This is a genomic window from Collimonas sp. NPDC087041 (genome assembly GCF_044745265.1).
In the GTDB taxonomy this organism is placed as follows: domain Bacteria; phylum Pseudomonadota; class Gammaproteobacteria; order Burkholderiales; family Burkholderiaceae_D; genus Collimonas.
On record NZ_JBIUZX010000008.1, the window covers coordinates 148,625 to 174,402 of the forward strand.

Below are 25,778 nucleotides of genomic sequence, written 5' to 3' on the forward strand. Positions count from 1 at the left end.
ACCAAGCTTTAGCGCCAGCTATCATATGCAATCGGATATGCGGTGGCTGACTTCCTTGGCGCCGTTCAACAAACAATCGGCCTGCACGTCACATCAACCCTCATCGACTTACAAAAATGAAAACATCCAAATCGGTCCTGCTTATCGTTGCCTTCATCTCCCTGGCCATTCTGGGTGCCGCTCTTTATCTGCAGCACGTCGAGAATATGCAGCCTTGCCCGTTGTGCGTGATCCAGCGCTATGCGTTTGCGGCAATCGCACTGGTTTGCCTGGTTTGCGCGGGCTTGCCTAACGGCGCACAAAAGGCCGGCGCCAGCCTCGGCATCCTGGCCGGACTGGGCGGCGCCGGCACCGCGATCTGGCACTTGTGGGTCATCGGCCACCCGGCAATTTCCTGCGGCCGCGATGCTCTGGAAGCGCCGATGAATGCACTGCCGCCAGCGACGCTGTTGCCTTCCGTGTTCAAGGTTGATGCCTTTGCGCTCTGCACGACTTCCTATGAGCCGATCCTCGGACTGTCGATTCCGCAATGGTCGCTGCTGTGGTTCGTGGTGCTGGTCGTGATCCTGGTTGCCACGCTGTTCAAGCGCAACAATACCGGCAACCGTCGCTACTAACGGTCGCGCTTCAATGACAGGTACTTCCAACACGCAGGCGGCAATCATTGAAGCCGGCAGCAGCATTGCAACGGTATTGAAGCAATCGCCGCTAAATCCGCTGGAAAGCCGCATCCTTTTGATGCACGTGTTGCAGCTGACGCGCATACAGCTGATCACTCAGGATGAACGTTGCATCGATGCCGAACAGGCGCAACAACTGTCCGCCCTGTTCCGACGGCGCCAGCTCGGCGAGCCGATTGCCTACCTGGTCGGGCACCGCGAGTTTTATGGCCTGCTGCTGGAAGTCTCACCTGATGTACTGATCCCGCGTCCCGAAACCGAGTTGCTGGTTGACCTGGCGCTGCAACGCTTGGCCCCCGATGCCGAAGGTTCCCTGAGCGTGCTCGACCTCGGCACCGGCTCAGGCGCCATCGCGATTGCCATCGCCCACAGCCGCCCTGGCCTCCAGGTGACGGCACTGGATGTCAGCCCGGCATCGCTGGCAGTAGCACAACGCAACGCCGAACGGCATCTGGCGCCAGGCACATCGCAGTTGGAACTGCTGCAAAGCGACTGGTATGCAGCATTAGGTGAGCGCCGCTTCGACGTCATCGTTTCCAATCCGCCGTATATCGTCGCCGGCGATCGCCATCTGAGCGAAGGCGACTTGCGCTTTGAGCCGCAGGATGCGCTGACCGATCATGCCGACGGCTTGAGTGCGCTGCGCATCATCGTCAACGGTGCGGCCCGTTACTTGAAAGACGGCGGCTGGCTATTGATGGAACATGGCTACGACCAGGCGCCAGCGGTACGCGAACTGCTGCGGGCACAGTCTTTCGACGAAGTACAGAGCTGGCAAGACCTGGCACAGATCGAGCGTGTCAGCGGCGGCAGGTGGCGTGTGCCTGCATAGCGGAAGAAATTTGAACGAAAAAAAGCGCGGCATGCCGCGCTTTTTTGCAACTGATCCAGCAGAAACCCCTGCCTCAGTCTTTCTCGCCCCAGATAGCCGGATACACGATCCCGGCAATCAGCGCGCCAACCAGCGGCGCAACCCAGAACAGCCACAGCTGCTGCAAAGCCCAGCCGCCGACAAACAGGGCCTGGCTGGTGCTGCGTGCCGGATTGACGGAAGTATTGGTGACCGGGATGCTGATCAAGTGGATCAGGGTCAGGCACAGGCCGATGGCGATCGGCGCAAAGCCGGCCGGAGCGCGCTTGTCGGTCGCGCCCAGGATCACGATCAGGAACATGAAGGTCATGACCACTTCCGAGATCAGCGCCGCGTTCATCGAATACAGTCCGGGCGAGTGCTCGCCGTAGCCGTTCGCCGCAAAACCGCCGATGTCCGCACCTGGCTTGCCGGTGGCGATCAGATACAGGATGCCGGCTGCAATGACGCCGCCGATAACTTGCGCAACCCAGTAGGGTAGGATTTCACTCTTGGGAAAACGTCCGGCGGTGGCCAGTCCGAGTGTCACGGCGGGGTTCAGGTGGCAGCCGGAAATATGGCCAATGGCAAATGCCATCGTCAGTACGGTCAGGCCGAAAGCCAACGCCACACCGTGGAAGCCGATTCCCAATCCGGGGAATGCCGCTGCCAGGACTGCGCTGCCGCAGCCGCCAAGAACCAGCCAGAATGTACCTAGAGCTTCCGCTCCCAGACGTTTAGAAAGATGCATGTTCGACTCCTGAAAAAAACAACAAGTGATTTATGTTGACTAGCTAAGGACAAATATCTTGATCCTGCACATCACGGCCCACAGCATATTTGTGGAACCGTGCACAAACAAGAAAAAATTTATCATTTAACAATTCTTTTCAATTACGACCAACCCATCCACTCTTTGTCAGGCACGGAATAGCGGCCTCCGGAAGCATCCTGACAATTCAAATAATACTACCAAGAAATATGACGTTCGGATGCATGATGCATTTAATAATAAAAATATTCGCAACTTGCGGCGACAGACGCAGAATCCGCCGAAACAATTCATTGCAAAAACAACATCTTTATTGCAGATTTTTCAGTCCCGCTTCTTTTCAGGCTGTCAAGACTGGCGAAATTATCTGGATTGCGTATGATCCAACGCTTGATTTTCACTATTAAGACTTTCCATGCTGCCTTCGATCGAACAACGCCTCGCTCTTGAACTTGTCGCCAAGCCGGCACAAGTCGCCGCTGCCGTCGCCCTTCTGGACGAAGGCGCCACCGTGCCATTCATCGCGCGCTACCGCAAGGAAGCGACCGGCGGCCTGGATGATATCCAGCTGCGTTTGCTGGAAGAACGCCTGCGTTATTTGCGCGAACTGGAAGCGCGCCGCGGCGCGATCCTGGCCTCGATCGAAGAGCAGGGGAAAATGACGCCGGCGCTGCTGCAGGCGATCACGCTGGCAGAAGACAAGACACGGCTTGAAGACTTGTACCTGCCGTACAAACCCAAGCGCCGCACCAAGGCACAGATCGCGGCGGAAGCCGGCTTGACCGAACTGGCCGATGCGCTGCTGGCCAATCCGGATCTGAATCCGGAACAGGAAGCCGAGAAATTCCTGAAGCCGGCGTTCAGCACCGACAATGGCGACAATCCCGGCGTCGCCGACGCCAAAGCCGCGCTCGACGGCGCGCGCCAGATCCTGATGGAACGCTTTTCGGAAGATGCGGCATTGCTGCAGGCCTTGCGCGAATACCTGACCGAACACGGCGTGGTGGAATCCAAAGTGGTCGAAGGCAAGCAGGATGCCGGTGAAAAATTCGCCGACTATTTCGATTACTCGGAAACCATCGGCACCATTCCATCGCACCGGGCGCTGGCGCTGTTCCGCGGCCGCCGCGAAGAAATCCTGAACGTGGTGCTGCGGCTCGATACAGAAGAAGAAAAGCCGAAATGGGACGCGCCGCACAATCCGTGCGAAGGCCGCATCGCTGCCCGCTTCGGCATCAGCAACAAGAACCGCGCCGCCGACAAATGGCTGAGCGATACGGTGCGCTGGAGCTGGCGCGTCAAGGTTTTCATGCATCTGGAAACCGAGCTGATGACCAAGCTGCGCGAAACCGCCGAAGTCGAAGCGATCAACGTTTTTGCACGCAACCTGAAAGCCCTGCTGCTGGCGGCGCCAGCCGGACCGCGCGCCACCATGGGCCTCGATCCTGGCCTGCGTACTGGCGTCAAGGTGGCGGTGATCGACGCCACCGGCAAGGTGGTCGACACTACCGCGATTTATCCGCACCAGCCGCGCAACGACTGGGATGGTTCGCTGCACACGCTGGCGCAGCTGGCAGAAAAACACAAGGTCTCGCTGATCTCGATCGGCAACGGCACTGCTTCGCGTGAAACCGACAAGCTGGCGCAGGACCTGATCAAGCTGCGGCCGGAACTGAAACTGACCAAGATCGTGGTGTCGGAAGCCGGCGCGTCGGTCTACTCGGCTTCCGAATTCGCCTCGCGTGAATTGCCGGACATGGATGTCTCGCTGCGCGGCGCGGTGTCGATTGCACGCCGCTTGCAGGATCCGCTGGCTGAGCTGGTGAAGATCGATCCGAAATCGATCGGCGTCGGCCAGTACCAGCACGATGTCGGCCAGACCCAGTTGGCGCGCTCGCTGGACGCGGTGGTGGAAGATTGCGTGAATGCCGTCGGTGTCGACGTCAACACCGCCTCGGCGCCGCTGCTGGCGCGCGTCTCCGGGCTGAACGCCAGCGTCGCGCAAAGCATCGTCACCTATCGCGACATGAAGGGCATGTTTGCCTCGCGGGCGGCGCTGCGCGATGTGCCGCGGCTGGGCGACAAGACTTTCGAACAGGCGGCTGGATTCCTGCGCATCATGAATAGCGACAATCCGCTGGATGCGTCGGCAGTGCACCCGGAATCCTATCCACTGGTGGAAAAGATCCTGGCCGACATCAAGAAAGACGTCAAGGGCGTGATCGGCGACGAAAGACTGTTGAAGTCGCTCAATCCGGCCAAATACGCCGATGAGAAATTCGGCGTGCCGACCATCGCCGACATCATCAAGGAACTGGAAAAGCCGGGCCGCGATCCGCGCCCCGAGTTCACCACCGCCACCTTCAAGGAAGGCGTCGAGGAAATCCGCGACCTGCGGCCGGACATGATCCTGGAAGGCGTGGTTACCAATGTGGCGGCGTTTGGCGCCTTTGTCGACATCGGCGTGCATCAGGATGGCCTGGTGCATATTTCCGCCTTGTCGAACACTTTCGTCAAGGATCCGCACACCGTGGTCAAGGCTGGCCAGGTGGTCAAGGTCAAGGTACTGGAAGTCGACGAAAAGCGTAAGCGCATTGCGTTGACCATGCGTCTGACCGATAACGCCCCGGTAGCCGGCGCCAAACCGGAGCAGCGCGGCGACCGCAACGACGCCAAGCGCATGTCGCAACAGCGGCAAGCGGCGCCGCCGCCAGCCAACAGCGCGATGGCTGCCGCCTTTGCAAAGTTAAAAGGATAGCAAGCACCTGCAGGTCAACGCTATGGAGCCGGTATGACTCGACAGCGTTGGCCAGCGCCCTGGGGAAATTCCCTGGTGAAGACAAAATCAGCCGCCGTCCGATTTAATCGGGGCGCTCATCGTATAATCACGGCACACTCGATTTCCAACAGGTTTTATTTTGTCAGCCGCTCCCAATACTTCACACCAACAATCCATGATGTCTCCGATCGCGGCCGATATGGAAGCGGTCAACGCGGTAATCCGCCGGCAACTGCATTCAGAAGTGCCGCTGGTGAACCAGATCGCCGAATACATCATCAGCGCCGGCGGCAAACGCCTGCGCCCGGTCCTGGTCTTGCTGATGGCCCAGGCTTACGGCTATTCGGGCGACAAGCATCACGAACTGGCTGCGGTGATCGAGTTCATCCATACCGCTACCCTGCTGCATGACGACGTGGTTGACGAATCGTCGCTGCGGCGCGGGCGCCAGACCGCCAATGCCTTGTTCGGCAACGCCGCCTCGGTGCTGGTCGGTGATTTCCTGTATTCGCGCGCCTTCCAGATGATGGTCTCGGTCGATAACGCTCGCGTGATGCAAATTGTCGCCGACGCCACCAACGTGATTGCCGAAGGTGAAGTGCTGCAGTTGTTGAACATGCACAATCCTGACGTTTCCGAGGAAAGCTATCTGCAGGTGATTCGCTCCAAGACTGCCAAGCTGTTCGAGGCCGCGGCCCAGCTCGGCGTCCTGATTGCCGGCGCCGACGATGAGGTGATTGAAGCCGCCGGCGAATACGGCCGCTCGCTCGGCACTGCATTCCAGTTGATTGACGACGTCCTGGATTACTCCGGCAACGCCACCGACATCGGCAAGAATGTCGGCGATGACCTGCGTGAAGGCAAGCCGACGCTACCGCTGATTTACCTGATGGAAAACGGCAGCCCTGAGCAAAAGGCGCTGGTGCGCAGCTGTATCGAAAATGGCGATGAGCAGCATTTCAATGAAATCCTCGCCGCCATCACCAGTTCGGGCGCGCTGGATTACACGCGGCGCGAAGCGGAGAAAGCAGCGCAGCGCGCAGCGACAGCAATCGCAGCCTTGCCAAATAGTCAGTTCAAAGATTCTTTGCTACAATTATCCGCATTCGCGGTGGATCGGAATCACTGAGCGGAATCGTTGAAAATTTAATGGAAAGCCTGTTGTAGCGCCGGGTAACGGTGTCGGCAACGGCTTAAAACCTGTTCAAGATATTGGACAGCTAGATCGGGGTGTAGCTTAGCCTGGTAGAGCGCTACGTTCGGGACGTAGAGGCCGGAGGTTCGAATCCTCTCACCCCGACCATCGAAGATTCCAGCCATGTCGAACGGTTGCGGAGGGTCGGAATGACCGCAGCACAAAACAACAATCCCAATAACCAGCAGTACCTCACTTTACGGTGACCCTTTGGATGCCGTGCCCATATGGGTGCAGATTCTTGCACTAGTCGTACTCATCTTCCTGTCGGCCTTTTTTGCAATGGCGGAAACCGCTCTGGTTGCCGCCAACAAGCATCGCCTGCGCCATCTGGCCAAGCGCGGCAGCAAATCCGCTACAACCACCTTATGGCTGCTGGAACGCACCGACAAGCTGCTGTCGCTGATCCTGATCGTCAACACCCTGGTCAATGCACTCGCCACCGCGCTGGTGACGGCGATCGCGATCACCACTTTCGGTAACCACCAGCGCGTCATCACGATCGCCACGGCTGCGGTCGCCTTCCTGCTGATCGTGTTTGCCGAAATCACGCCGAAAGTGATCGGCGCAACCTATCCGGAACGTATTGCCCTGCCGACCAGTTTCGTGCTCAAGCCGCTGATGAGCATCGCCAAACCCGTGATCTGGTTTGTCAATCTATTCGTCTCGGCGATCCTGAAAATCCTGCACATCAAAACCGGCAAGCACGCGCAGGAACAACGCGTATCGCCGGAAGAACTGCGGTCGATCGTGCTGGAAGGCGGCAATTTCATGCCGCAGAAACACAAGAGCATCTTGCTCAACCTGTTCGACCTCGAAAAGATTTCGGTGGAAGATGTGATGACGCCGCGGGCGCAAGTCGAGGCCCTGAATCTGTCAGCCTCGGTTGACGACATCAAGCACCAGCTGACTACTTGCTACCACAACAAATTGCCAGTCTACGAAGGCGAAATCAACCAGATCGTCGGCATCCTGCATGTACGCAAAGCCATGGTGTTGTTAAACCAGGAAGCCGAATTGACGGTCGAACATTTCCGCCAATTGCTGAGCACGCCCTACTTCATTCCAGAAGACACTGATGTCTTCACGCAGCTACAATATTTCCAGGAAAACCACGAGCGGCTCGGCATCATTGTCGATGAATACGGCGAGGTGCAAGGCTTGGTGACGCTGGAAGATATCATTGAAGAAATGATTGGCGAATTCACTACGTCCAAACCGGGTGCGGCGCGCGCCGACAGTTTCTCCTGGAATCCGCAGGGGCAGTGCCAGCTTGAAGGAACGACAACCTTGCGCGACATCAACAAACGCCTTGGCCTGAACTTCCCGCTCGATGGACCAAAGACCTTGAACGGTCTGCTGCTGGAGTGGCTGCAAGACATCCCGGACAATAATGTCAGCCTGAAAATTGCCGGATGCATCATAGAAATTGTACAAGTGCAAAATCAGGCAATTAAGGTTGCCAAACTGTTTCGCCCGAATAAACTACAGCAATGAGGTTAATGCTGCCGAAAGGCAATTTTTACGACACATTTCTTCACAAATCCTTTACAAGTGAGTTTCCCCTAGGGCATCATTGATCGGTTTGAATGGTTCCGCACATCTTTTGGTATTGACCCCTTATGGCAGCAGTCTTTCCGAACTCCAGTTCCAGCAGTCCGATCTCCGGACTTGCCCGTGCATTGCTCCAGGCGGGTCGCCTTTCTGCGACACAAATCGAGACGCTACACAAGAAATCGAGTGGTGATCAGACGCCGTTCATTACCGCCTTGCTGGAAAGCGGGCACCTGAATGCGCGCGACCTGGCGCTGTTTTGCGCAGAGACTTTCGGCTATCCGCAACTCGATCTGAACACGCTGAACTTGAGCTCGCTGCCGGAAAAGGCAATCGACGCCAAGCTGATGGAAAGCCATTCGGTGCTGGCGCTGGCCAAGCGCGGCAACAAGATCTACGTGGCGTTTTCCGACCCGACCAATATGCAGGTGCTGGATCAGATCAAATTCCAGACCGAGCTGACGGTCGAGCCGATCATTGTCGAACATCCGGTATTGCTGAAGCAAATCCAGAAGTTGGTGAAATCCGCCGAGCAGAGCCTCAGCGAAATGGTCGGCGATGAACAGGAAATCAATTTCGTCGAAGAAGATGCAGCAGCGGTTGCCGATGCGGCTGCAACCGATATCGACGACGCGCCGGTGGTGCGCTTCCTGCAAAAGATATTGACCGACGCCATCAACCAGGGCGCGTCTGACTTGCACTTCGAACCATTCGAAAAATTCTATCGGATTCGTTTCCGGGTCGACGGCGTACTGCGCGACATGGCGCAACCGCCGCTGTCGATCAAGGAAAAGCTGGCGTCGCGCATCAAGGTCATCTCCAAACTGGATATCTCGGAAAAGCGGGTGCCGCAGGATGGCCGCATGCGCCTGGTCGTTTCCAAGACCCGCGCCATCGACTTCCGCGTCAGCACCTTGCCGACCCTGTTTGGTGAAAAGATCGTCATGCGTATCCTGGACCCGAGCCAGGCGCAAATGGGGATCGATGCGCTGGGTTACGACCCGGACCAGAAAGCCATCCTGATGGATGCCATCCAGCGCCCGTACGGCATGGTGCTGGTGACCGGCCCGACCGGCTCCGGTAAAACCGTATCGCTGTACACCTGCCTGAACATCCTGAACCAGCCGGGCATCAATATCTCGACGGCCGAAGATCCAGCCGAAATCAATTTGCCCGGCGTGAACCAGGTCAACATCAATGATCGCGCCGGACTGACTTTCCCGATCGCGCTGAAAGCTTTCCTGCGGCAGGATCCTGACATCATCATGGTCGGTGAAATTCGCGACCTGGAAACCGCCGACATTTCGATCAAAGCGGCGCAAACCGGTCACATGGTCTTTTCCACACTGCATACCAACGATGCGCCGTCGACGCTCACGCGCCTGATGAACATGGGCGTGCCGGCTTTCAACATCGCCTCGTCAGTCATCCTGATTACCGCGCAGCGCCTGGCGCGGCGCCTGTGCAGCTGCAAACAGCCAATCTCGATCCAGGACGAAGCACTGCTCGAAGCCGGCCTGACCGAAGACGACATCGACGGCACCTGGATGCCATACAAGGCAGTCGGCTGCGAGCGCTGTAACGGCACCGGTTACAAGGGACGGGTCGGCATCTATCAAATCATGCCGATTACAGAAGAAATCGAACGCATCATCCTGGCCCACGGCACAGCGCTGGAAATCGAAGCACAGGCAAAACGCGAAGGCGTGAAAACCCTGCGCCAATCGGGGCTCATGAAAGTAAAACAAGGGTTGACCAGCCTCGAAGAAGTGCTTGGCTGTACCAATATCTAAAAGTGCTTGGTTGTACCAAAAGTACCAAATTTAAATTAGGGGAAATAGTTCATGGCAACTGCCGCACCACGCAGCGCCTCAAGCGCACGCCAGGTCAAGGAGTGGGTCTATCTTTGGGAAGGCAAGGACAAAAAGGGCAAAGTCGTGCGCGGCGAGTTGCGTGCCGGCAGCGAGACAGTGGTTACCGTCACCATGCGTCGCCAAGGCGTGCTGGTCACCAAGATCAAGAAAAAGACCTTCCGTAGCGGCAAGAAGATTTCCGACAAGGATATCTCGCTGTTTACGCGCCAGTTGGCGACCATGATGAAGGCTGGCGTGCCATTGCTGCAGTCGTTCGACATCGTGGCCAAGGGACACGCCAATCCATCCGTGTCGAAACTGGTCAATGAAATCCGCGGCGATGTCGAAACCGGGACCAGCCTGAGCCAGGCATTCCGCAAGTATCCGCTGTATTTCGATCCATTGTTCTGTAACCTGGTTGGCGCCGGTGAGCAGGCCGGTATTCTCGAGGATCTGCTGGAACGCTTGGCGATCTACAAAGAAAAAACCCTGGCGATCAAGGCCAAGATCAAGTCTGCCATGTTTTATCCGGTATCGATTCTGGCCGTGGCGTTTATCGTGACTGCGGTCATCATGATTTGGGTGGTGCCGGCGTTCAAGCAAGTATTCTCAAGCTTCGGCGCCGACTTGCCGGCACCAACGTTGTTTGTGATGGGGATATCGGATTTCATGGTTGCCAACTGGTACATCATATTTCCGACCCTGTTTGCCGGCTTATATTTGTTCTTCCAATCCTGGAAGCGGTCGCTGAAAGTGCAACAGACAATGGACCGTCTATTGCTAAAAGCTCCTATTTTTGGCGAAGTCATACGCAAAGCCACGATCGCCCGCTGGACTCGCACTCTGGCGACCATGTTTGCTGCCGGCGTGCCGCTGGTCGAATCCCTTGATTCTGTAGGCGGGGCATCTGGCAATGCGGTCTATCTGGACGCCACCAAAAAAATTCAGAGCGAAGTCAGCACCGGTACCAGCCTGACTGCAGCCATGGAAAACGCCAACGTGTTTCCTAACATGGTCACGCAGATGGTATCGATCGGCGAGGAATCCGGCTCGCTGGACCAGATGTTGGGCAAGGTTGCCGATTTCTATGAAGCAGAAGTCGACGATGCGGTCGCGTCGCTGTCGAGTCTGATGGAGCCGTTGATCATGGTGATCCTCGGCGTGCTGATCGGTGGTCTCGTGATCGCCATGTATTTGCCTATCTTTAAACTGGGTTCGGTGGTCTGATGCAAGATGGTATTTTTTTCCTGGCGGCGGGAAGCTGGCTTCCCACCGTCATGGCAGCAATTTTTGGCTTATTGATTGGCAGTTTCCTGAATGTGGTGATTCACCGGCTGCCGATCATGATGCAGCGCGAGTCCGACAATTATGTCGCCCACGAAAGCGGCAAGCCGCTGCCGCACACAGATCGCTACAACCTGCTGGTGCCGCGCTCGGCCTGCCCGCAATGCAAGCATCAGATTGGGGCATTGGAGAATGTGCCGGTCTTTAGCTATCTGGCATTGCGCGGCAAGTGCAAGTCCTGCAAGACACCGATCTCAGCCCGCTATCCGATTGTCGAAGCGCTGACCGGCGCCTTGTCGGCGTTGCTGATCTGGCATTTCGGCAGCGGCTGGAGCGGCCTCGCCTCTCTGGTCTTTCTGTATTTGCTGATCGCCATGACGTTCATCGACGCCGATACGCAATTGCTGCCTGACGACCTGACCTTGCCCTTGCTGTGGATCGGCCTGTTGCTCAACCTGTCGGGACTGTTCGTGCCGTTGCATGAAGCCGTGATCGGCGCCGCTGCCGGTTACCTGGCGCTGTGGTCGATCTATTGGATATTCAAGCTGCTGACCGGCAAGGAAGGCATGGGATATGGCGATTTCAAGCTGCTGGCCGCGCTGGGGGCCTGGATGGGCTGGAAAATGCTGCCGATCATCATCCTGTTTTCATCGCTGGTGGGTGCAGTAGTCGGCCTCGCACTGATCGTCTTTTTCCGCCACGGCCGCGACAAACCGATTCCTTTTGGCCCGTATCTCGCCGCCGCCGGCTTGCTGGCCCTGCTCTACGGCCACACAATCATGGAAACTTATTTCGGTTTTACTGCCTAAGCCAGTATGAAGCCACGTGATGCCAGTCACCACAATACTGCCCAGCCCAAATTTGCCGTCGGCCTGACCGGCGGCATCGGCAGCGGCAAGACGACTGTTGCCGACATGTTTGCCGAGCTCGGCGCATCCGTCATCGACACCGACGCCATCGCCCACCAGTTAAGCGCGGCCGGCGGCATCGCCATCGCACCGATCATTGCCGAATTCGGCGCCGACTTCATCGATGCCGGTGGTGCGATGGACCGCGCCAGGATGCGCGCACTGGTGTTCTCCGACCCCGACGCCAGGCTCCGGCTCGAATCGATCCTGCATCCTTTGATCCGCACCGAGACAGCACGCGCTGCGGAACACGCTGAAGGTCCCTATCTGATCTTCGTGGTCCCGCTCCTGATCGAATCCGGTAACTGGAAACAGCGCGTTGGGCGCATACTGGCGGTAGATTGCGACGAACAGGTCCAGGTGCAACGCGTGATGCAGCGCAATGCAATGCCCGAATCGCAGGTGCGTGCCATCATGGCGACGCAAGCCTCCAGGCAGCAACGTCTGCAAGCCGCCGACGACGTGATTGTCAATGATGGCGACCCGGCAGCGCTATTGCCGCAAGTAGCGCAGTTACATACGCGTTATCTATCATTTGCTCGATTGTTATAAATGGTATAAAACTGACTCCGGGATATGAAATAACGTGCGCCCAGTCGACCGGCGAGCTGCAAAGAGGACTTGGGCGATAACCAAGGCGTAACGATCTCTCAGAAATTTCAGAGGTTATTTGTAATTTCCTGTTGCATCGTTCAGAATCATGCCTTGTCCGGCTCAAATTTTTAAGGGATGTCACTTTGATCGTCTACGAATATCCTTTCAACGAGCGCATCCGTACCTTGTTGCGGCTGGAAGACCTGCACGAAAGATTTGTTTTTTTCGTACAGCAAGAAAATCCCCTGCAACACCATATCGCGCTCTCCACCATATTTGAAATGCTGGAAGTGGCTGGACGCGCCGATTTGAAGTCGGATTTGCTGCAAGAACTGGAACGGCAGCGCCAGACCCTGCTCGGCTTCAAGTCCAATCCGAATGTTGCGCCGGACATGCTGGACGCCATATTGCAAGAGCTGGATCGCGTCAGCACATCGCTGATGGCGACCCAAGGCAAGACCGGCCAGCACATCCGCGACAATGAATGGCTGATGAGCATCCGCGGCCGCACCATCATTCCGGGCGGCGCCTGTGAATTCGATCTACCCTCGTATTACGCCTGGCAGCAGCATCCAGCCGAAAAGCGTTACGCCGATATCGTAGGCTGGTTCGCACCGTTGGCGCCGTTGTTCGATGCTATCGGCATCGTATTGCGCTTACTGAGAGAAACGGGAAGTTCGGTTAAAATCAATGCTGAAAACGGCAGTTACCAGCAAATGCTGCAGGGAAAATCCTACCAGATGCTGCGCCTGATCATTGATGAACAGCTAGCCGCCATCCCCGAAATATCGGCCAACAAATACATGCTGTGGGTACGCTTCACCTCGCAAGGCGGCGACCTCAAACCCAAAGCCTACGAGGGCGATGTGCCGTTTGAACTGACCCTTTGCAATTTTTAACGTGAATTTGAATAGATTTGTATGACTACTACCGTCGATTGCCCGACCTGCGGCGCTAAAGTTGAATGGATTGCGGCCAACCGCTTCCGACCGTTTTGCTCGGAACGATGCAAGCAGATTGACTTGGGCGCCTGGGCCGAAGAAAAATACACGATTCCAGCCGTCAATCTCCCCGACGACCTGGATCAAGAAGGCAACATCCCGCAATAACCATCAACATCGGCTAACTGCGGCGAATTCCTCGCCGGCAGTGAAGCCAGGCATTGTTTTACCTTACCCCACCTGCTCGTTACGCAACTCATCCAGCCATTCGATCAATGGAATCGCCGCCGGCAGCAGCGGCTCGACACCGACACTGCCTTGCCAGGAAAATGCCTGGCCCTCAAGGCTCTGCGGCTCGCCGCGCCAATCCCGGCTGATGTAGAAATGCAAGCGTACGTGAGCGTGCGCATATTGATGCTCGATCCCGCACCATGGCTCAGCGGATCTAATCTCTACTCCCAGCTCTTCCAGCAGCTCACGCTTGAGCGCGTCGAAAATCGACTCGCCAGGCTCAACCTTACCGCCCGGGAATTCCCAATATCCTGCCATCGGCTTGCCTGCCGGCCTCTGCCCCAGCAGTACGTCGCCATTAGGCTTCATCAAGATGCCAACTGCGACGTTGACTGGTGAAACAGATGCTGTGGTCATGGTTGAGAATTCAGGCCGATCTACAAAACAATCAATGAAATTAAATAAAACACAATATTATGCCGGCCATCCGTATGGTGGCCGCCGCGAACTACTTGCCGTCGGTCGCCATGCGACCGGCATGGTCACGGGCAAATTGCCAAGCCACCCGGCCTGAGCGCGATGCACGCTGCAAGGCCCAGCGCAAGGCATCGGCGCGCGCTTCGGCGATCTGCTCGGCGTTGCAACCGAAATGACTGAGCCAATGGGCAACGATATCCAGGTAATCGTCTTGCTTGAACGGATAAAATGACACCCACAAACCAAAGCGTTCCGAAAGTGAAATTTTTTCCTCTACGGTTTCACCTGGATGTAAATCGCCGTCTTCAGTGGTTTTATAGCTGGCGTTGTCGGACATCCGCTCCGGCAGCAAATGGCGGCGATTCGAGGTGGCGTAGATCAGCACATTGTCCGACTGCGCGGCGATGCTGCCGTCAAGTGCGACCTTGAGCGCCTTGTAGCCGCTCTCGCCTTCCTCAAAGGACAAGTCATCGCAAAAAATGATGAAGCGCTCAGGCCGTGCAGAAACCAGGTCGACAATATCCGGCAAGGCCGCCAAGTCGTCCTTGTCCACCTCGATCAGGCGCAGGCCCTGGGCCGCATACTGATTCAGGCAAGCCTTGATCAGCGACGATTTGCCGGTACCGCGCGCGCCCGTTAGCAAGACATTGTTGGCCGGCCGGCGCTCGACGAATTGGCGGGTGTTCTGGTCGATCTGCTGCTTCTGGATTTCGATATTGTGCAAATCCGACAAGGCAATATCGGAGATATGGCCGACAGCCTGCAGATAGCCGCCCGCCTGGCCGCCGCCACTGCCCTTATGGCGCCAACGGAAGGCTGTGGCAGCTTGCCAGTCAGGCTCTGCATTGGCTTGCGGCAGGATGGTTTCAAGGCGCGCCAGCAGCGCCTCGGCACGGATCAGGAATTGGTCTAATTGGGTCATGGCGCGTGAAGTCGATAACAAATGATGGTCAATGAGCACCATTCTGACGCAAAGCAAAACGACGCAGGATGAATATTATTCGTCGCAACGGACTTCCGGCCTTGGCCAGTTGCTCCGGCAGCAGAACGCCAGGTGTTGAAATCGGCTTGCACCGCACTCTCAACACCCGGTAGTCCAAAGCCGATCAGGAACGGTAGTCGGCGTTGATCGACACGTAGTCATGCGACAAGTCGCAAGTCCAGATGGTCGCCGCAGCCTCGCCGCGCGCCAGTTGCACGCGCACGGTAATTTCGCTCTGCTTCATTACTCGCTGGCCATCCGCTTCCTGGTATTCAGGATTGCGGCCGCCGCTCTTGGCAACCAGCACGTCGTCCAGGTACAGGTCCAGCTTGCTGACATCCAGATCGTCAACACCAGCATAGCCGATCGCCGCCAGGATCCGGCCCAGGTTTGGATCGGAAGCGAAGAAGGCGGTCTTGACCAGCGGCGAATGGGCGATCGAATAAGCGATCTTGCGGCATTCGGCAACGTTACTACCCTGCTCTACCGTGACCGTGATGAACTTGGTGGCCCCTTCGCCGTCGCGGATGATCATCTGCGCCAGATGCTGCGAGATATCGGTGACAGCTGCCGCCAACGCCGCGTATTCCGGGCTGTCGACGCTGTTGACTTCAAGTTCGCCGGCGCCGGTGGCGATCAGCATGAAAGAATCGTTGGTCGAGGTGTCGCCGTCGATCGTAATGCAATTGAAAGAACGGTCGGCAGCCTGGCGCACCATGTGCTCCAGCACCGGCTGCGCAACCTTCGCGTCGATCGCCAGGAAACCCAGCATGGTCGCCATATTCGGCTTGATCATGCCAGCGCCTTTGCTGATGCCGGACATGATCACTTTCTTGCCGTCGATGACCAGGCTGCGCGAGGCTGCCTTTGGCTGGGTATCGGTGGTCATGATGGATTCGGCGGCGTTGAACCAGTTGTCAGCCTGCAGGTTGCCGATTGCTTGCGGCAGTCCAGCGGTAATGCGCTCCACCGGCAGCGGCTCCAGAATCACGCCAGTCGAGAACGGCAGGATTTGTGCGGCATGGCAGCCCAGCAGCTCGGCCAATGCGTCGCAAGTGGCGTTAGCCGCAGCCAGGCCGGCTTCGCCGGTGCCGGCATTGGCATTACCGGTATTGATCAGCAATGCCCGGATCGGCTCACCGGAGATTTCAGCGGCAGCCAGATGTGCCTTGCTGACTTGTACCGGAGCGGCGCAAAAACGGTTCTGCGTGAATACGCCGGCCACCGTCGCGGTTGGCGCCAGCTTCATGACCAAGACATCCTTGCGATTCGCTTTACGTACGCCGGCTTCGGCGTGTCCGAGTTCGATGCCGGCTACTGGAAGCAGGTCGGCGGCGACAGGAATAGGGGAATTGACGGCCATGAGAGTCCTTGATAACTAGGTAAGAATATTGGCGGCGCTTGCTCGCCGGGATTAAATGATGGGGCCTTGATTTCAGCTGACTATTTTAAAGCGGATCGCGCCGGCGGGAGCATATCTGCCGCGCAAAAAATAAAGGGCGGGTTTCCCCGCCCTTCTTGATCAGTCGCCGACCATGTCGACTTACATCAACTGGCCATGGCACTGCTTGTACTTCTTGCCGCTGCCGCAAGGGCATGGATCGTTGCGGCCAACCTTCGGCACGGCATTGACATTCTGCTGCGAATCGTCGCTATGCGCAGTCGGGGCCAGCAAGGCTTCCGGCGCGGCGTTCGGATCAAAGTCGGCATGCTGGTAATGGACATTCTCAACGTGAGATTGCGCCAGCTCTTCTTCCACCGCAGCGATTTCCTCGCGGCTTTCGATGCGCACCGTCATCACCACCTTGACCACTTCATTCTTGATCAGGTCCAGCATCTGCCCAAACAATTCAAACGCTTCACGCTTGTATTCCTGCTTCGGATTCTTCTGTGCATAGCCGCGCAGATGGATACCCTGGCGCAGATGATCCAGCGCCGCCAGATGCTCGCGCCAGTGGCTGTCGACGCTTTGCAGCATGACGCTGCGCTCGAAACCGGCAAACGATTCCTTGCCGACGATTTCCGTCTTGGCGGCGTATGTGCCCTCGGCGGTTTTCAGTACGCGTTCCAGCAATTCTTCGTCTGTCAGGTTCGGCTCGGCCTTCAGCATCTCGCCCAGCGGCACTTCCAGATGCAGTTCGTTGGCCAGAGTGGCTTCCAGCGCTGGAATATCCCATTGCTCTTCCAGCGACTCTTCCGGCACGTGGGTGCGGAAGGTGTCGCTCAGAACGCCTTCGCGCAACGAGGCGACAGTTTCCGATACGCCTTGCGATTCCAGCAACTCATTACGCTGTTGATAGATCACCTTGCGCTGGTCATTGGCGACGTCATCGTATTCGAGCAGCTGCTTACGGATATCGAAGTTACGTGCTTCCACCTTGCGCTGCGCCGATTCAATCGAACGCGACACGATGCCGGCTTCGATCGGCTCGCCTTCCGGCATTTTCAAGCGGTCCATGATGGCGCGCACGCGGTCGCCAGCGAAAATCCGCAGCAAGGCGTCGTCCAGCGACAGATAGAAACGCGAAGAACCTGGATCGCCCTGACGTGCGGCACGGCCACGCAATTGATTGTCGACGCGGCGTGATTCGTGGCGCTCGGTACCGATGATATGCAGGCCGCCGGCATTGACCACGTGGTCATGCAGCGATTGCCATTCGTCGCGCAGCTTGTCGGAGCGCAATTGCTTCTCCGCGTCGCTCAACGCTGCATCGGCTTCAATGAACTGGATTTGTTTTTCGACATTGCCACCCAGGACGATGTCGGTACCGCGACCAGCCATGTTGGTAGCGATGGTGATCGCTTGCGGACGGCCGGCCTGCGCAATGATTTCCGCTTCACGTGCATGCTGCTTGGCATTCAGCACGTTGTGCGGCAATTTGGCCTTGGTCAGGATGCCCGACAGCAGCTCCGAATTTTCGATCGAGGTGGTGCCGACCAATACCGGCTGGCCGCGCTCGTAGCAATCCTGAATATCCTTCAGCATTGCGTTGTATTTTTCCTGCGAAGTCTTGTAGACCTGATCCTGGCGATCCTTGCGCTGGTTCGGCCGGTTCTGTGGAATCACGACTGTTTCCAGGCCGTAGATTTCCTGGAATTCGTAGGCTTCAGTATCGGCGGTACCGGTCATGCCGGCCAGCTTGCCGTACATGCGGAAATAGTTCTGGAAAGTGATCGAGGCCAGGGTCTGGTTCTCGTTCTGGATCTTGACGCCTTCCTTCGCTTCCACCGCCTGGTGCAAGCCGTCCGACCAGCGGCGGCCGGTCATCATGCGGCCGGTGAATTCATCGACGATAACAATTTCGCCGCCCTGCACCACATAGTGCTGGTCCTTGAAGTACAGCGAGTGCGCGCGCAAGGCTGCGTACAAATGGTGGATCAGGCTGATGTTGGCGGCGTCGTACAGCGATGCGCCTTCTGCCAACAGACCCATATTGGTGAGGATCTGCTCGGCCTTGTCGTGGCCAGCCTCAGTCAGCAAGACCTGATGCGCCTTCTCATCCTTGGTGTAATCGCCCGGCACTTCAATCTTGCCCTTGCCGTCCGGCGTTTCTTCACCGATTTGCTGGATCAGCAGTGGCGGCACTTCATTGATCTTGTAATACAGATCGGTATGATTTTCGGCCTGGCCGGAAATGATCAGCGGGGTACGCGCTTCGTCGATCAGGATCGAGTCGACTTCATCGACGATGGCGAAATTGAGGGTACGCTGCACGCGATCAGCGGCGTCATACACCATGTTGTCGCGCAGATAATCGAAGCCGAATTCGTTGTTGGTACCGTAGGTGATGTCGGCGCCGTAAGCGTCCTGCTTGGCATCGTGCTCGACCGACGACAGGTTGACGCCGGTAGTCAGGCCCAGCCAGCCATACAGGCGTCCCATCCACTCTGCATCGCGCTGCGCCAGGTAATCATTGACGGTCACAACGTGCACGCCCTTGCCGGACAGTGCATTCAGGTAGGCCGGCAAAGTCGCCATCAGCGTCTTGCCTTCACCGGTGCCCATTTCGGCAATTTTGCCGTAATGCAATACCATACCGCCGATCAACTGCACGTCGAAATGGCGCATTTTCAAGACCCGCTTGCCGGCTTCGCGGCAAACCGCAAACGCTTCCGGCAACAGATCATCCAGTTTTTCACCACCGGCGATGCGTTGTTTGAATTCCGGCGTTTTAGCCTGCAGCTCGGCATCAGTCAGCTTTTCGAGAGCTGGCTCAAGCGCGTTGATCTGGCGGACGACTTTTTTATATTGTTTGAGCAGGCGCTGGTTGCGGCTACCGAAAATCTGGGTCAGTAATGACATGCTTGGATTCTAAAAAAGAGCGCCGGCGACATTTCGTGACCTTCTCATGGATTGACACGAAACCGGGCTGTGGCTAAATAATCGGAGAATTTTATCATGCAGTCCCCGACACATTGGGGTTATACGACCGGAAACAATAGCATGTTGCGCAAATTGTGCCGGGTATTTGTTCCACATTGACGACTATCACGGCCTATATTGTTGATACGGCAACAAATTCATTACTTTCCAGACAGTGTTGCTATTTTGGCCAAATCGGTGCCGGCATTCAGGAACTTGCGCGGATCCTGCGCCACGCCTTTGATTCTCACCTCGAAATGCAAGTGCGGACCGGTCGAACGCCCGGTGGTGCCGATATCTGCGATATGCTGGCCGCGCTGCACGATATCACCAACCTTGACGAACAAACGCGAAGCGTGCGCGTAACGGGTGATGATGTCATTGCCGTGATCGATATCGAGCATGTTGCCGTATTGCGGATGGTATTCCGCGGCAATCACCACTCCTGCCGCCGCGGCCACGATCGCGGTGCCAACCGATGCAGGGAAATCCAGCCCTTCGTGGAAAGCGCTGCGGCCGGTGAACGGATCGACCCGCCAGCCAAAACTCGATGAATTGTAGCTGACGTTGACCGGCTGGTTGGTCGGCAACAATTTGGATTTGATCTTGTCGCTCATCAAGACGGTTTCAACCACATTCATGTAATCGGTGCGATAACCGATATCGCGCGACATGGCGGCCAATGCCTGCTGGAACTCGATCATGGTCAGGTCGCGCGGCCGGTGATCGGCATCCAGACTAGTCGGTTCCGCGCCGCCGCGCCCGGGCGCTTCCTTGAAATTGAATTCCTCCGGCTTGACGCCGGCCAAGCCCTGGACTCGCTCACCCAAGGCATCCAGGCGCATGATCTGCGCCTGCATTTCGCCCAGTTTGACCGCCATGGCGGCCAGGTTTTCCTTCAGGTATTTGTCTTTATCCGTCACCCCGGCCGCGGTATTGGCGGTAGCCACGGCACCGAGAAACGGCAAGCTTCCCGCATAACGGAGCGTGACGTAATACAGTAACGCTGCAGCCAGCAGCACCGCCAACAAAAATGCGGCGATCATCAGCACCAGGTGTTTGGCGCCCAAGGTGATGGATTTTGCGCGATTAAAGCGCGGATGCAGCAGAATTACCTGCATTGTGTCCTCTGTGACTCGCTGGCAGCGCCGCAGGTGTGATAAGGTTTCAGGATCATGCGTAGACTCTCATCTTCTTCTTACCGGCCAGCGATAACCGGCTCCAGGACTCCAACACAGACATCCAGGGACGTCGCAGATTTTTTACGGGGGAATGACAAGATGGCGGCGCTTCTGCCTGCTGTCACACGCATGGCGGCACTGCAAAAACAGTGCGCCGCCGAACTGCCATCCATGTTCAGTGCTTGCGAGGTATTGCAATTCGAAGCCGGGCAACTTGTGCTGTCTGCGCCCAATGCCGCTCTTGCAACAAAATTGAAGCAACAACTGCCGCGCCTGCAAAGCCAGCTGCAGTCAGAGCACTGGCAGATTAATGCAATCCGAATCAAAGTGCAAGTTAGCCAAAATCTTAACAAACCCGCGCCAGCCAAGCAGTTACACTTCCCATCGAAGGCGGTATCCGCTTTCTCCTCGCTGATGGATGAATTGGGACAGTCGTCCGGAAACGATGCATTGAAAAACGCCATCGCGGCGATGGTGCAACGCTACAGCGAAAAAAAATAAGGCCGCCGCGGCGACCTTATTTAATCAGAAACATTTCAAGCGAGCAGATTCACGCCGCTCAGCTCAGTTCAGTTCAATGCCCACTCTTGTCCGACTTGACGCTGGTAGGCGCCAGGCGCTTCAGTCATCTCATCGAAACTGACTATTTCATAAGCATCCGGCTGTGCCAACAGCGCACGCAGCAACTGGTTATTCAGTCCATGGCCCGACTTGTGCGCGGTGTAGCTGGCCAGCAGCGGATGACCGATCAGATACAAATCGCCGATGGCGTCGAGAATCTTGTGGCGCACGAATTCGTTTTCGTAACGCAAGCCATCGCTGTTCAGGATACGGTACTCATCCATCACGATCGCGTTTTCCAGTGAGCCGCCACGCGCCAATCCAAGGCCGCGCATGGTTTCTACATCCTGCATGAACCCGAAGGTGCGCGCGCGCGCCACTTCCTTCACATACGACTCGATGCTGAAATCCACTTCCGCGGTCTGGCCGGTGCCATCCACGGCAGGGTGATTGAACTCGATGAAAAATTTCAGCTTGAAACCGTTGCATGGATCCAGGCGCGCCCATTTTTCACGGTTGCCTTCGCCTTCGCGTACTTCTACGGTTTTCTTGATGCGGACAAATTTCTTGGCGGCGTTCTGTTCTTCCAGCCCGGCTTGCTGCAGCAAGAATACGAACGACGACGCCGAACCATCCATGATCGGGATTTCTTCGGCGGTGACGTCGACATACAGGTTATCGATCCCGAGTCCGGAACAGGCAGACATCAAATGCTCAATGGTCGATACCCGCACCCCGTCCTTGACCAGAACCGATGCCATGCGCGTATCGCCGACCTCGGTCGCTTTCGCAGGGAAGTCGATGGGCGGGTCGATATCGACACGACGGAAAACGATTCCGGTATCGATGGCCGCAGGACGCAAGGTCAACTCGACCTTGGTGCCGGAATGGACGCCAATGCCTGTCGTCTTGACAATTTTCTTAATGGTGCGTTGTTTCAACATGATGACATTATAAGTCTGACTGATAATTATTCTGTAACGATGTGTTGTCGCTGTTGGGTAAAAAACACGCGATGTTTTTTTAGAAAGAAAAAACGGCGCCCGAGGCGCCGTCTTCTTATCTAGCAGGACGAACTATCAGCCCAATTGCGCCAGCAGGGTTTCTGCATTGGACACTTCAAACTTGCCGCCTTCTTCCACGTTCAACTGCTTGACCACGCCGTCTTCGACCAATGCCGAAAAACGTTGCGAACGAACGCCCATGCCGAACTTGCCGAAATCTGCATCGAGACCCAGCGCCTTGACGAAATCCGCATTGCCGTCAGCCAGCAAACGAACGATGCCAGTGGCTTTCTGGTCACGGCCCCATGCGCCCATGACGAATGCGTCATTGACCGAGATCGCCCAGATTTCATCGACGCCCTTGGCCTTGAAGTCCGCTGCATGCTTGATATAGCCAGGCAGATGCTTGGCGGAACAGGTTGGCGTGAATGCGCCCGGTACGGCGAACAAGGCAATCTTCTTGCCCTTGACCAGGTCGCTGACGTTGAACGAATTCGGTCCGAGTGAGCAACCTTCGGTTTCGGTTTCGATGAATTCTGCTAATTTGCCTTCTGGCAGGCGATCGCCGATCTTGATAGTCATGATAAATCCTTATCTAGGTGATGGGGCCTCCAAAAACCTGTGGCGCATGCCCGGTAGGTATCTCGAAAAGCTCCTGCAACGCCATCCCGCGAGCGCTGGATGACCAGGGGCTTAGAGTCGACCTCACTCAAGCCGCACAACCAATTCTTGGCAACCCCGAATTAATGATGAATGGGGACTACAAAAGAAAACGCCGCGCCTTGCGACGCGGCGTGGAATCCGCAGTATGCCTTGTTCCGCACATTTATGCAGAACCCGGCCATTGATACCGAGTATATAAAACACTCGGTAGCGCCAGCCGGCGCGCTGCGTTTATCCGCTTAGTGCGCCTACTTAATCCGCCTGCTTGCGCAGGAAAGCCGGAATGTCGTAGGTTTCCATGCCGTTCTTTTCCAATGCACGCACGGTGTCGGAAGCCGACTCGCGACGCCATACTGCCGGCGCCTTCATGCCTTCGAACGACGAGCTGCCGTGACCCACCGATGCCTGACCATGCTGCATCAGCGGCTCATTGTGGGTACCGGTACGCATCATCGGCGCTTGCACCAACTGCACCGCCTTGCGAGCACGGCCCAGGCCAGTGGCAACCACGGTCACGCGGATATCGTCGCCCATTGCTTCGTCGTAGGCGATACCTTGCGCAATCGACGCATCCGGCGCGGCAAACGCACGTACGGTCGCCATGACTTCCTTGATTTCCTTACCCTTCAGGCTGCGGCTGGCAGTGACGTTGACCAGCACGCCGCGCGCGCCGGACAGATCGATGCCATCCAACAGCGGCGAGGCAACTGCCTGCTCGGCTGCCAGGCGAGCGCGATCCACGCCGGATGCCGTGGCGGTTCCCATCATCGCCTTGCCCTGCTCACCCATGATGGTCTTGACGTCATTGAAGTCGACGTTGATGTGACCAGGCACGTTGATGATTTCGGCAATACCGGCAACCGCGTTGTTGAGCACGTCGTCGGCGTGTTGCAGCCATTCCATCATGCTGTCGTCTTCATAAATCTCTTCGAGCTTCTCGTTAAGAATGATGATCAGCGAATCGACGTGCTGGGACAACGCTTCCAGGCCTTCGTCGGCGATGTCCATGCACTTCTGGCCTTCATACGAGAACGGCTTCGACACCACCGCGACGGTCAACGCACCTTGCTCCTTGGCGATCTGCGCCACCACCGGCGCAGCGCCGGTGCCGGTGCCGCCGCCCATGCCGGCTGCGATGAACACCATGTGTGCGCCGCGCAATGCATCTTCGATGCGGCCACGCGATTCTTCAGCCAGCTGACGGCCAACCGACGGTTTCATACCCGCGCCCAGGCCGGTCTCGCCGATCTGGATGACGTTATGCGCCTTCGATTGCTTGAGCGCCTGTGCATCGGTATTGGCGGCGATGAACTCGACCCCCGACACCCCTTTATTGATCATATGTTGGACCGCATTGCCGCCAGCACCACCGACGCCGACGACTTTAATCACGGTACCCAAAGTTGCATTGTCAAGCATATCGATTTCCATGATATTTCCTCATAAAGTTGCAGCATCCAGTCAGTAGGCATCACGCTCTGTGAGGCCTAGCAACTGACAACTGCGCGTTACACAAACAACATTAAAAATAAAACTTAACCATTTAAACAAATACACGTCGTACCAACCAGTCGTTCTCTGCACATTGCATATCGCATCTGATTCGTTGAGGACAGAGTAATTCGCCGCGCTTCGGCGGCTTATCAACTCTGTCCCGCAATTATTAAAAATTCCCCAAAAACCATTCCTTCATGCGCTGCCAGATCGCTTTCGCCGAACCTTCCTGGCGTGTCACGATGTAGCCGCGCAGGTATTGCTTCTTCGCTTCCAGCAGCAAACCCAGTACGGTCGAATAACGCGGGCTGCGCACCACATCGGCCAGTTGCCCGTGGTACTCCGGTGTACCCAGACGCGCCGGCTTGAGGAAAATATCCTCGGCCAGTTCGATCATGCCCGGCATCATCGATGAACCGCCGGTCAGCACCACACCGCTCGACAGCACTTCTTCGTAGCCCGACTCGCGCACCACCTGGTGCACCAGCGCAAACAATTCCTCGACGCGCGGCTCAATCACTGCCGCCAGCGCCTGGCGCGACAAGGTGCGCGGATTACGATCGCCCAGCCCCGGCACTTCCAGCGTTTCGCCCGGATCGGCCAGAATTTGCTTGGCCACGCCGTAACGCAATTTGATTTCTTCCGCTTCCGTGGTCGGCGTGCGCAAGGCCATCGCGATGTCGTTGGTGATCTGGTCGCCGGCAATCGGGATTACCGCGGTATGCCGAATCGCGCCTTCCGTGAACACCGCGACGTCGGTCGTACCGCCGCCGATATCGACCAGCACCACGCCCAACTCTTTTTCATCGGGAGTCAGCACCGCATCGGCCGACGCCATCGGTTGCAGGATCAAATCCGACACTTCCAGTCCGCAACGACGAATGCACTTGACGATGTTCTGCACCGCAGAAACGGCGCCGGTGACGATGTGCACCTTGACCTCAAGTCGGATGCCGCTCATGCCGATTGGTTCGCGCACATCTTCCTGGCTATCGACAATAAATTCCTGCGGCACGGTATGCAACAACTGCTGGTCGGTCGGGATGTTGACCGCCTTCGCCGTTTCTATAACGCGCGAGACATCGGCTGCGCTGACTTCCTTGTCCTTGATCGCCACCATGCCGCTCGAATTGAAGCTGCGGATGTGGCTGCCGGCGATCCCGGTATATACATTGCGGATCTTGCAGTCAGCCATCAACTCGGCTTCTTCCAGCGCACGCTGGATCGACTCGACGGTAGCCTCGATGTTGACCACCACGCCTTTTTTCAGGCCCTTCGACTCCGCCTGGCCCAGGCCGATGACTTCATGGCGTCCATCCGACAATACCTCGGCTACCACGGCCACCACCTTGGAGGTGCCGATGTCGAGACCGACGATCAAATTTTTTGCGTCTTTTGTCATAATGTTTCGC

General features: G+C 56.9%; 22 protein-coding genes and 1 tRNA gene. 13 read left to right on the forward strand and 10 right to left on the reverse strand.

Annotated features, from left to right (window positions below; all coding sequences use genetic code 11):
• Window positions 1–116 precede the first annotated feature (116 nt).
• A complete protein-coding gene (locus ACIPF8_RS16035; protein WP_400422798.1) occupies window positions 117–617 on the forward strand; it encodes a disulfide bond formation protein B in 501 nt (166 codons plus the stop codon).
• A 13-nt stretch (window positions 618–630) separates the two neighbouring features.
• Entirely contained in the window at window positions 631–1,512 is an 882-nt protein-coding gene (prmC, locus tag ACIPF8_RS16040; protein ID WP_400422800.1) for a peptide chain release factor N(5)-glutamine methyltransferase, read from the forward strand.
• Window positions 1,513–1,585: 73 nt separating this feature from the next.
• Here prmC and aqpZ read toward each other — a convergent pair whose 3' ends face one another.
• Window positions 1,586–2,281 carry an aquaporin Z gene (gene aqpZ, locus ACIPF8_RS16045; RefSeq protein ID WP_400422803.1) on the reverse strand — a complete coding sequence of 232 codons (696 nt, stop codon included), beginning with the start codon at window positions 2,279–2,281 and terminating at the stop codon, window positions 1,586–1,588.
• A gap of 436 nt (window positions 2,282–2,717) precedes the next feature.
• On the opposite strand from aqpZ, the gene ACIPF8_RS16050 reads away from it, so the two are divergent.
• From ACIPF8_RS16050 to ACIPF8_RS16095, 10 genes are all read left to right on the forward strand, one after another.
• Window positions 2,718–5,060: a Tex family protein gene (locus ACIPF8_RS16050; protein ID WP_400422806.1), complete on the forward strand. Its 2,343-nt coding sequence runs from the start codon at window positions 2,718–2,720 to the stop codon at window positions 5,058–5,060.
• A gap of 199 nt (window positions 5,061–5,259) precedes the next feature.
• On the forward strand, window positions 5,260–6,210 hold the full coding sequence (gene ispB, locus ACIPF8_RS16055; RefSeq protein ID WP_400423014.1) for an octaprenyl diphosphate synthase: 951 nt from the start codon (window positions 5,260–5,262) through the stop codon (window positions 6,208–6,210).
• Between the two features lie 97 nt (window positions 6,211–6,307).
• Window positions 6,308–6,384: transfer RNA gene (locus tag ACIPF8_RS16060), tRNA-Pro, on the forward strand.
• Window positions 6,385–6,486: 102 nt separating this feature from the next.
• On the forward strand, window positions 6,487–7,773 hold the full coding sequence (locus ACIPF8_RS16065; RefSeq protein ID WP_400422809.1) for an HlyC/CorC family transporter: 1,287 nt from the start codon (window positions 6,487–6,489) through the stop codon (window positions 7,771–7,773).
• Window positions 7,774–7,898: 125 nt separating this feature from the next.
• Entirely contained in the window at window positions 7,899–9,623 is a 1,725-nt protein-coding gene (gene pilB, locus ACIPF8_RS16070) for a type IV-A pilus assembly ATPase PilB (protein ID WP_400422812.1), read from the forward strand.
• Between the two features lie 51 nt (window positions 9,624–9,674).
• Window positions 9,675–10,910, forward strand: coding sequence for a type II secretion system F family protein (locus ACIPF8_RS16075; protein WP_400422814.1), 1,236 nt, complete (start codon window positions 9,675–9,677; stop codon window positions 10,908–10,910).
• Complete coding sequence (locus ACIPF8_RS16080) at window positions 10,910–11,776, forward strand: prepilin peptidase (RefSeq protein WP_400422817.1); 867 nt, start codon at window positions 10,910–10,912, stop codon at window positions 11,774–11,776. Before ACIPF8_RS16075 ends, ACIPF8_RS16080 begins: the two co-directional genes overlap by 1 nt.
• A gap of 6 nt (window positions 11,777–11,782) precedes the next feature.
• Window positions 11,783–12,427, forward strand: coding sequence for a dephospho-CoA kinase (coaE, locus tag ACIPF8_RS16085; protein WP_400422820.1), 645 nt, complete (start codon window positions 11,783–11,785; stop codon window positions 12,425–12,427).
• A 185-nt stretch (window positions 12,428–12,612) separates the two neighbouring features.
• On the forward strand, window positions 12,613–13,368 hold the full coding sequence (zapD, locus tag ACIPF8_RS16090) for a cell division protein ZapD (RefSeq protein ID WP_061534608.1): 756 nt from the start codon (window positions 12,613–12,615) through the stop codon (window positions 13,366–13,368).
• Between the two features lie 21 nt (window positions 13,369–13,389).
• Complete coding sequence (locus ACIPF8_RS16095; RefSeq protein WP_061534609.1) at window positions 13,390–13,578, forward strand: DNA gyrase inhibitor YacG; 189 nt, start codon at window positions 13,390–13,392, stop codon at window positions 13,576–13,578.
• Between the two features lie 63 nt (window positions 13,579–13,641).
• Here ACIPF8_RS16095 and ACIPF8_RS16100 read toward each other — a convergent pair whose 3' ends face one another.
• The 5 genes from ACIPF8_RS16100 to ACIPF8_RS16120 form a co-directional block, all read right to left on the reverse strand.
• Window positions 13,642–14,058, reverse strand: coding sequence for an NUDIX domain-containing protein (locus ACIPF8_RS16100; protein WP_400422825.1), 417 nt, complete (start codon window positions 14,056–14,058; stop codon window positions 13,642–13,644).
• A gap of 91 nt (window positions 14,059–14,149) precedes the next feature.
• On the reverse strand, window positions 14,150–15,040 hold the full coding sequence (locus ACIPF8_RS16105; RefSeq protein WP_400422828.1) for an ATP-binding protein: 891 nt from the start codon (window positions 15,038–15,040) through the stop codon (window positions 14,150–14,152).
• 184 nt (window positions 15,041–15,224) lie between these two features.
• A complete protein-coding gene (argJ, locus tag ACIPF8_RS16110) occupies window positions 15,225–16,463 on the reverse strand; it encodes a bifunctional glutamate N-acetyltransferase/amino-acid acetyltransferase ArgJ (protein ID WP_400422831.1) in 1,239 nt (412 codons plus the stop codon).
• Window positions 16,464–16,643: 180 nt separating this feature from the next.
• Window positions 16,644–19,403: a preprotein translocase subunit SecA gene (gene secA / locus ACIPF8_RS16115; RefSeq protein ID WP_400422834.1), complete on the reverse strand. Its 2,760-nt coding sequence runs from the start codon at window positions 19,401–19,403 to the stop codon at window positions 16,644–16,646.
• A 221-nt stretch (window positions 19,404–19,624) separates the two neighbouring features.
• On the reverse strand, window positions 19,625–20,584 hold the full coding sequence (locus ACIPF8_RS16120) for a M23 family metallopeptidase (RefSeq protein ID WP_400422837.1): 960 nt from the start codon (window positions 20,582–20,584) through the stop codon (window positions 19,625–19,627).
• A 159-nt stretch (window positions 20,585–20,743) separates the two neighbouring features.
• Here ACIPF8_RS16120 and ACIPF8_RS16125 point away from each other — a divergent pair, with 159 nt between their 5' ends.
• Window positions 20,744–21,145: a DciA family protein gene (locus ACIPF8_RS16125; protein WP_400422840.1), complete on the forward strand. Its 402-nt coding sequence runs from the start codon at window positions 20,744–20,746 to the stop codon at window positions 21,143–21,145.
• Window positions 21,146–21,213: 68 nt separating this feature from the next.
• On the opposite strand, the gene lpxC is transcribed toward ACIPF8_RS16125, so the two are convergent.
• The 4 genes from lpxC to ftsA all read right to left on the reverse strand — a co-directional run bounded on the left by lpxC (window position 21,214) and on the right by ftsA (window position 25,768).
• Window positions 21,214–22,149, reverse strand: coding sequence for a UDP-3-O-acyl-N-acetylglucosamine deacetylase (gene lpxC / locus ACIPF8_RS16130; protein ID WP_400422843.1), 936 nt, complete (start codon window positions 22,147–22,149; stop codon window positions 21,214–21,216).
• Window positions 22,150–22,284: 135 nt separating this feature from the next.
• A complete protein-coding gene (locus ACIPF8_RS16135; protein ID WP_400422846.1) occupies window positions 22,285–22,791 on the reverse strand; it encodes a peroxiredoxin in 507 nt (168 codons plus the stop codon).
• A gap of 333 nt (window positions 22,792–23,124) precedes the next feature.
• Window positions 23,125–24,303 (reverse strand): cell division protein FtsZ, encoded by a 1,179-nt coding sequence (gene ftsZ / locus ACIPF8_RS16140; protein WP_400422848.1) that lies wholly within the window; start codon window positions 24,301–24,303, stop codon window positions 23,125–23,127.
• A 232-nt stretch (window positions 24,304–24,535) separates the two neighbouring features.
• On the reverse strand, window positions 24,536–25,768 hold the full coding sequence (ftsA, locus tag ACIPF8_RS16145) for a cell division protein FtsA (RefSeq protein ID WP_061534617.1): 1,233 nt from the start codon (window positions 25,766–25,768) through the stop codon (window positions 24,536–24,538).
• Window positions 25,769–25,778: the final 10 nt, after the last annotated feature.

Bases quoted from the DNA above. Each gene is read 5' to 3' on its own strand.
- ACIPF8_RS16035 (WP_400422798.1), top strand. From the start codon at position 117: ATGAAAACATCCAAATCGGTCCTGCTTATCGTTGCCTTCATCTCCCTG.
- prmC (WP_400422800.1), top strand. From the start codon at position 631: ATGACAGGTACTTCCAACACGCAGGCGGCAATCATTGAAGCCGGCAGC.
- aqpZ (WP_400422803.1), bottom strand. From the start codon at position 2,281: ATGCATCTTTCTAAACGTCTGGGAGCGGAAGCTCTAGGTACATTCTGG.
- ACIPF8_RS16050 (WP_400422806.1), top strand. From the start codon at position 2,718: ATGCTGCCTTCGATCGAACAACGCCTCGCTCTTGAACTTGTCGCCAAG.
- ispB (WP_400423014.1), top strand. From the start codon at position 5,260: ATGTCTCCGATCGCGGCCGATATGGAAGCGGTCAACGCGGTAATCCGC.
- pilB (WP_400422812.1), top strand. From the start codon at position 7,899: ATGGCAGCAGTCTTTCCGAACTCCAGTTCCAGCAGTCCGATCTCCGGA.
- ACIPF8_RS16075 (WP_400422814.1), top strand. From the start codon at position 9,675: ATGGCAACTGCCGCACCACGCAGCGCCTCAAGCGCACGCCAGGTCAAG.
- ACIPF8_RS16080 (WP_400422817.1), top strand. From the start codon at position 10,910: ATGCAAGATGGTATTTTTTTCCTGGCGGCGGGAAGCTGGCTTCCCACC.
- coaE (WP_400422820.1), top strand. From the start codon at position 11,783: ATGAAGCCACGTGATGCCAGTCACCACAATACTGCCCAGCCCAAATTT.
- ACIPF8_RS16095 (WP_061534609.1), top strand. From the start codon at position 13,390: ATGACTACTACCGTCGATTGCCCGACCTGCGGCGCTAAAGTTGAATGG.
- ACIPF8_RS16100 (WP_400422825.1), bottom strand. From the start codon at position 14,058: ATGACCACAGCATCTGTTTCACCAGTCAACGTCGCAGTTGGCATCTTG.
- ACIPF8_RS16105 (WP_400422828.1), bottom strand. From the start codon at position 15,040: ATGACCCAATTAGACCAATTCCTGATCCGTGCCGAGGCGCTGCTGGCG.
- argJ (WP_400422831.1), bottom strand. From the start codon at position 16,463: ATGGCCGTCAATTCCCCTATTCCTGTCGCCGCCGACCTGCTTCCAGTA.
- secA (WP_400422834.1), bottom strand. From the start codon at position 19,403: ATGTCATTACTGACCCAGATTTTCGGTAGCCGCAACCAGCGCCTGCTC.
- ACIPF8_RS16120 (WP_400422837.1), bottom strand. From the start codon at position 20,584: ATGCAGGTAATTCTGCTGCATCCGCGCTTTAATCGCGCAAAATCCATC.
- ACIPF8_RS16125 (WP_400422840.1), top strand. From the start codon at position 20,744: ATGGCGGCGCTTCTGCCTGCTGTCACACGCATGGCGGCACTGCAAAAA.
- lpxC (WP_400422843.1), bottom strand. From the start codon at position 22,149: ATGTTGAAACAACGCACCATTAAGAAAATTGTCAAGACGACAGGCATT.
- ACIPF8_RS16135 (WP_400422846.1), bottom strand. From the start codon at position 22,791: ATGACTATCAAGATCGGCGATCGCCTGCCAGAAGGCAAATTAGCAGAA.
- ftsZ (WP_400422848.1), bottom strand. From the start codon at position 24,303: ATGGAAATCGATATGCTTGACAATGCAACTTTGGGTACCGTGATTAAA.
- ftsA (WP_061534617.1), bottom strand. From the start codon at position 25,768: ATGACAAAAGACGCAAAAAATTTGATCGTCGGTCTCGACATCGGCACC.